Genomic DNA, 4,706 nt, shown 5'->3' with positions numbered 1-4,706 from the left:
TCGTATCCTCCTCGTTGCCGTCGCCACGGCCTCGTTCGTGAAGGACCCGAACGCACGAATCGAGGACCCCATGTCCCCCGACTCAGCAGGTCCCTCTCGAATCAACTCTCGCGCCCCCGCGTCCGAACATGCCGAACCGGCACGGTTGAACACCAGGGGTCCTTCTCATTATCTCTTGTGGATGTGCAGCCGTTACTTTGGGTCCGGGGTCTGACACATCCGATACAATGCCCACCGACACGGCCTTGTCCTGCGGAAACGTGCCTCAGTCGGGGTTGGGACGGGGCCGTGTGATCGAGTGAATGCACCCACGTGGGCTGCCCCCGATGTGATATCGGTCGAACAGCTGTCATTCAGTCATCCGACCATCACGAAATGGGCACTCGACCCGACTTCCACATCTGCCACCGCCGGGCTCCCGCCACGCCGGCCTCTCGCCGAATCGGCCTCCTCGCCGCGCCGCTCCGTCGAGCAGCGCCTGAAGTTCGATCGCCACCCCGAGGAGCTCGCACCGGCCGGCGCGAGCGGGCAGCCCGGCACGGACCGCTCCACCGGTCCCGTCGACCCGATCCACCCCGACGTGGAAGATCCGGCAGGTGCCGGACGTGCATTGGTATCAGACCGCGCGTCGGTGCCGCAAACACCGAGACGCTGTGTCGCGGCCTCGGGGCGGGAGGTTCATTCGACCGCGGGACACCACGGACCACGGGCCGGCGGAGCGGAGGGGTCGCCGGTGCCGAGTTCCGGTGCAGCTAGTTGGTGTCGACGTTGTCGACCACCCAGCGGTCACCGTCTCGAATCAGGGTGACGACCATCCGGTACTTCTGGGTGTTGCCCTCCGGGGAGGCGACGTTGGTCGCCTGCTGGTCGACGAAGACGAGGACCACCGCCCGGTCCTCGTCGAGGGACTCGATCCCGATGTGCCCGGCGGTCGCCGTAGCCTTGCCCTTGCCGTCGGTGACGATCTGCCTCAGGGCGTCCACCATCTCGCTGTACTTCGCCGCGAATTCCTGCGTCGACCCGGACACGATGGCGTCGCGGTTGGCGTCGAGGTTCTCGAAATCGAACGACGACAGTGCCACGGCGTAGTCGCGGGCGGTGTCGATCGCCTCGGTCCGCCGTGTGTCGGCCGAGCTGTCGCCGAGCACGTCGAGCAGCAGTGCCGCGGACACCGCAACGAGGGCGACCGCCAGCAACGCTGCGATCACGGCGACAGGCCGCTTCCAGACGGGCCGGCGCGCGGGTGCACCCGGGGTGTCCTCGCCGCTCCCCGGTTCGGTCCCGGTGCGATCCGTCACGACGGCCTGTCCCGAGCTGTCATCTGCCATTGCCGAGGCCTTCCAGAAGCGATTGCCAGTACTCCAACGCCTCGGTTCCCGTGGGAATCAGAATCGGATCGGCGACGGGCGGGTACCCGATCGGGGTGCCCGGCGTCGTCGCGTTCTGCAGTCCGAGGTCGTTCGGGCGAGGCGCATTGCGCGAGCCTCGCTGCGCCAGGTTGTCCGCAGGCGGACAGTAATAGGTCAGGTTCGGCGACGTGGGGCTTTCGTCGCCGACGGCGCGCCGGACCGTGTCGTGGTAGCACACCTGTCCCAGCGTTCCCACCAGCGTGAAGTTGGCGCGGTCGCCGGTGACGATCGATTCCAGCTTCCCGAGCCCGTGAGGGATGTCGTTCAGCCCCGACGCGAGGGCCGCCTGCCGATCGGAGATGACCGGCGCCACCGTCACGAGGTTTGCCAGCAACGCACCGAAGGTGTCGTGGTAGCGGTCGAACAGCGCGTGCGCCTGGTCGAGTGCGCCCGGCGAGGTGTCGGCCAGGTACACGAGCACCGGACCGCTCGTGTCGAGCTGTTCCGTGAAGTTCCGCGCAGCGCCCATGCCCCGCACGAACGGGGTCGACTCACCGGCCATGGTGGTGACCAGGCTCGCGGTGCGCTCGAGCAGACTCGTGAGCATCGGAGCCTGCTGGTCCATCTGTGCCGTGATGGCGTCGCCATTGTCGATCAGGCTCGCCAACGCGGGCCCGAGACCGTCGAATGAGGCGCCCAGTTCGGTGCCGATGTCGCTGACGGCCTGCGGGTCGATGCCGTCGAGGAGCCGGGCGGCATCGGTCATCAGGTCACCCATCTGCACCGGCTGCTGCTCGGCCGGGGCCGCGAGCTGCTCACCCTCCTGCAGAAAGGGCCCGTCGCCGGTGTTCGGGAAGATGTCGACGTTCTGGATTCCCGCGGCGGTACCCATACCGACCTTCGCGACGCTGTCGACGGGGATCTCGACCCCCGGATCGAGTTCGTAGTCGACCCGCGCGCCCCCCGCGTCCGGATCGAGCCGGACGGACGAGACCTTCCCCACCGCCACGCCGCGATAGGTCACGGCCGTGCCCGACGTCAGGCCGCGCGCATCGGTCATCACCGAGTACACATGGAGCGGGGAGCCGAGCGCCTGTGGACCGATCACGTAGTTGATCGCGAACGGAATCACGATCGCGGACACGATCGCGAACAGCACCAGCTGGACGAGGACCAGACGTCTCATCGCCGTCCTCCCTTCAGCAGAGCGGCCAGGTCTCCGGCCGTTCCCGACACCGGGGTGGACCCGGCCGCACCCGGGGCCGGGCCGCCGACGAGCAGCTTGTCGATGCTGCCGGGGACGTCGAGTGCACCGTCGAAGCTGAGGTAGTCGCCGTGGACCGCGCTGCCGAAGTTGTCGAGGAACGTGCTCATGTTGTCGAGCGTGGACCCGATCTCGGAGTTGAAGGACGCCAGAGCCGCGATCGTCACCGACGCATCCGAGACCATCGTGCCGAGCCCGTCGGGGTCGTCGGACACGATCGAATTCGCGGTGTCGGTCAGCTGCCTCGACGACTCGAGCAGCGCCGCGATGCTGTCGCGCTGGGCGGTCAGCGCCCGGACCGCATCGGGCATGGTGTCGAGGTACGCGTCGACGGTGGCCTGCTGCCCCGCGAGCTGCTGCGAGATGCGCGCCGCGGTGTCGATCGCGACTTCGAAGTCGTCCTGGTTCGTGGTGGCCTTGGCGAGCAGCGTGGTCATGGTGTCGGTGAGGCCGCGGATCTCGCCGGAGCGTCCCGAGAAGGCCGCGTCCAGTTCGTTCACGACCGTCTGCAACTGGGCCAGCCCACTGCCGGTGACGATCGTGCCCAGGGTCGCGAGCATGCTCTCCACCTGCGGTCCGATGGTGGTACGCGACTCGACGATCACGTCACCGTCCTGGAGCGGGCGCGGTGACTGGTCGTTCGGCGGCGTAAGGCGGATGAACGGGCTGCCGAGCGCCGACGGCAGTTCCACCGCGGCGAGTACGTTGTCCGGCAGTTCGGTCGCCTCCTCGAGACTGAGCTGCGCCGTCGCGCCGATCGTGTCCGTCGCGAGGTTCCGGATCCGGCCGATCACCCGCTGGCCGGTGCGCACGTCGGCGCCGAGGAGCAGTCCCTCGGCGGTCGCCAACTGCAGGGTCACCGTGTAGTCCGGCCCGTCGGCGGTGCGACCGAGCGGCAGGTCCTGCATGCCGGCACCGCACCCCGTGGTGAGCAGGACGGCCGCGGTCGCTGCCGCGAGGGAAATCGTCCGTGTGCGCATCAGTTGCCCCCCGGGGCCTGGGTTCCGCCGGTCACCGTGCCCGCGATGTTCAGCGGGTCGGACGCGCTGACAGGGAACGGGATCGGGTTCGTGAAGCCGGCGCCCGTGCACAGCGGCAGCGGGTACTGCTTGCACAGCGGTTCCGCGACGGCGAACTGTGTCAGGGCGGTCGAGATGTTCAGCCGGATCCGGCCGCGGTTGGTGTCGTCGATGCTGCCTGCCAGGTTCTGCATGAGCAGCGGCACCATGTCCATGAACTCGGCGAGGCCTGCTTGGTTCGCGGTGAGGACGTCGCCGACCGCGTTGAGGTTGTCGACCGCGACGCCGACCGAGTCGCCGTGCTCGTTCATGAAGGTCCTCACCTGGTCCAGGACGACCTGCAGGTCCTGGAGCGGTGCCGCGATGTCGACGTCGGTCGAGGCCCACTGGTCGCCGACCGCGCCGAGGTCACGGACGAGTTCGTCGAGGCTCACCTGTCGGGCGTCGAGGGCGCCCATCAGCGTGGACAGGTTCGTCACGAGGGCACCGATGTCCTCGGCGCGGGCCCCCACGACTCCCGTGGCAGCGCTGAGGTTGCGCATCGCCTCGTTGAACTCCTCGCCTCGCCCATGCCATCCGTCGGCGGCCTTGGTGAGCAGCTGCGCGGTCGATCCGGTCTCGCCGCCCACCGCCTCCGTGAGCGTGCTGATGCTGTTCATCAGCGAGTCGAAGTCGATCGGAGCGTGACTGCGTTCGGCGGGGATCTCCGCACCGTCCTCCAGTCGCGGGCCTCCGCTGTAGGTGGGCCCGAGTTCGACGTGCCGGTCGCTGATCACCGACGGGCTCAGCACGTAGGCGCTCGCGTCGGCGGGCAGTTCCACGTCCGCGGGCATCGACATCGTCACCCGCACCGTGGTGCCCTGCGGCTCGACCTCGGTGACGGTTCCGACCGGGACCCCGAGCACGGTGACCTTGCTGCCGACGTAGATCCCGTTGACGTAGGCGAAGTTCGCGTGCACGGTGGTCGACCGGTCGGTGCGCGCGAAGACGAACCATCCCGCGATCGCCAACGCCACCACGGTCAGCAGCGCCGTCACCAGCATCGGCAGGCGTCGCCGCTTCGTCGGTCCGTCA

4 protein-coding genes are annotated in these 4,706 nt (G+C 68.6%); all 4 read right to left on the bottom strand.

All coding sequences use genetic code 11. The annotated features are described in order from the left end of the window. Positions 1-752: 752 nt before the first annotated feature. From ACWDUM_RS27535 to ACWDUM_RS27520, 4 genes are read right to left on the bottom strand one after another with little or no spacing between them, the layout of a single operon-like run. Positions 753-1,328, bottom strand: coding sequence for a mce associated protein mas1a (locus tag ACWDUM_RS27535; RefSeq protein WP_450136455.1), 576 nt, complete (start codon positions 1,326-1,328; stop codon positions 753-755). After that, positions 1,318-2,535 carry an MlaD family protein gene (locus tag ACWDUM_RS27530; RefSeq protein ID WP_450136454.1) on the bottom strand — a complete coding sequence of 406 codons (1,218 nt, stop codon included), beginning with the start codon at positions 2,533-2,535 and terminating at the stop codon, positions 1,318-1,320. Before ACWDUM_RS27530 ends, ACWDUM_RS27535 begins: the two co-directional genes overlap by 11 nt. After that, complete coding sequence (locus ACWDUM_RS27525; protein WP_450136453.1) at positions 2,532-3,593, bottom strand: MCE family protein; 1,062 nt, start codon at positions 3,591-3,593, stop codon at positions 2,532-2,534. The genes ACWDUM_RS27530 and ACWDUM_RS27525 overlap by 4 nt, the downstream gene beginning before the upstream one ends. Continuing rightward, complete coding sequence (locus ACWDUM_RS27520; RefSeq protein ID WP_450136473.1) at positions 3,593-4,675, bottom strand: MCE family protein; 1,083 nt, start codon at positions 4,673-4,675, stop codon at positions 3,593-3,595. Before ACWDUM_RS27520 ends, ACWDUM_RS27525 begins: the two co-directional genes overlap by 1 nt. Positions 4,676-4,706: the final 31 nt, after the last annotated feature.

Source organism: Rhodococcus sp. NPDC003322 (assembly GCF_053589555.1).
Note: the sequence above shows the minus strand (reverse complement) of the source record. Positions and strands in the feature narration are given on the sequence as shown.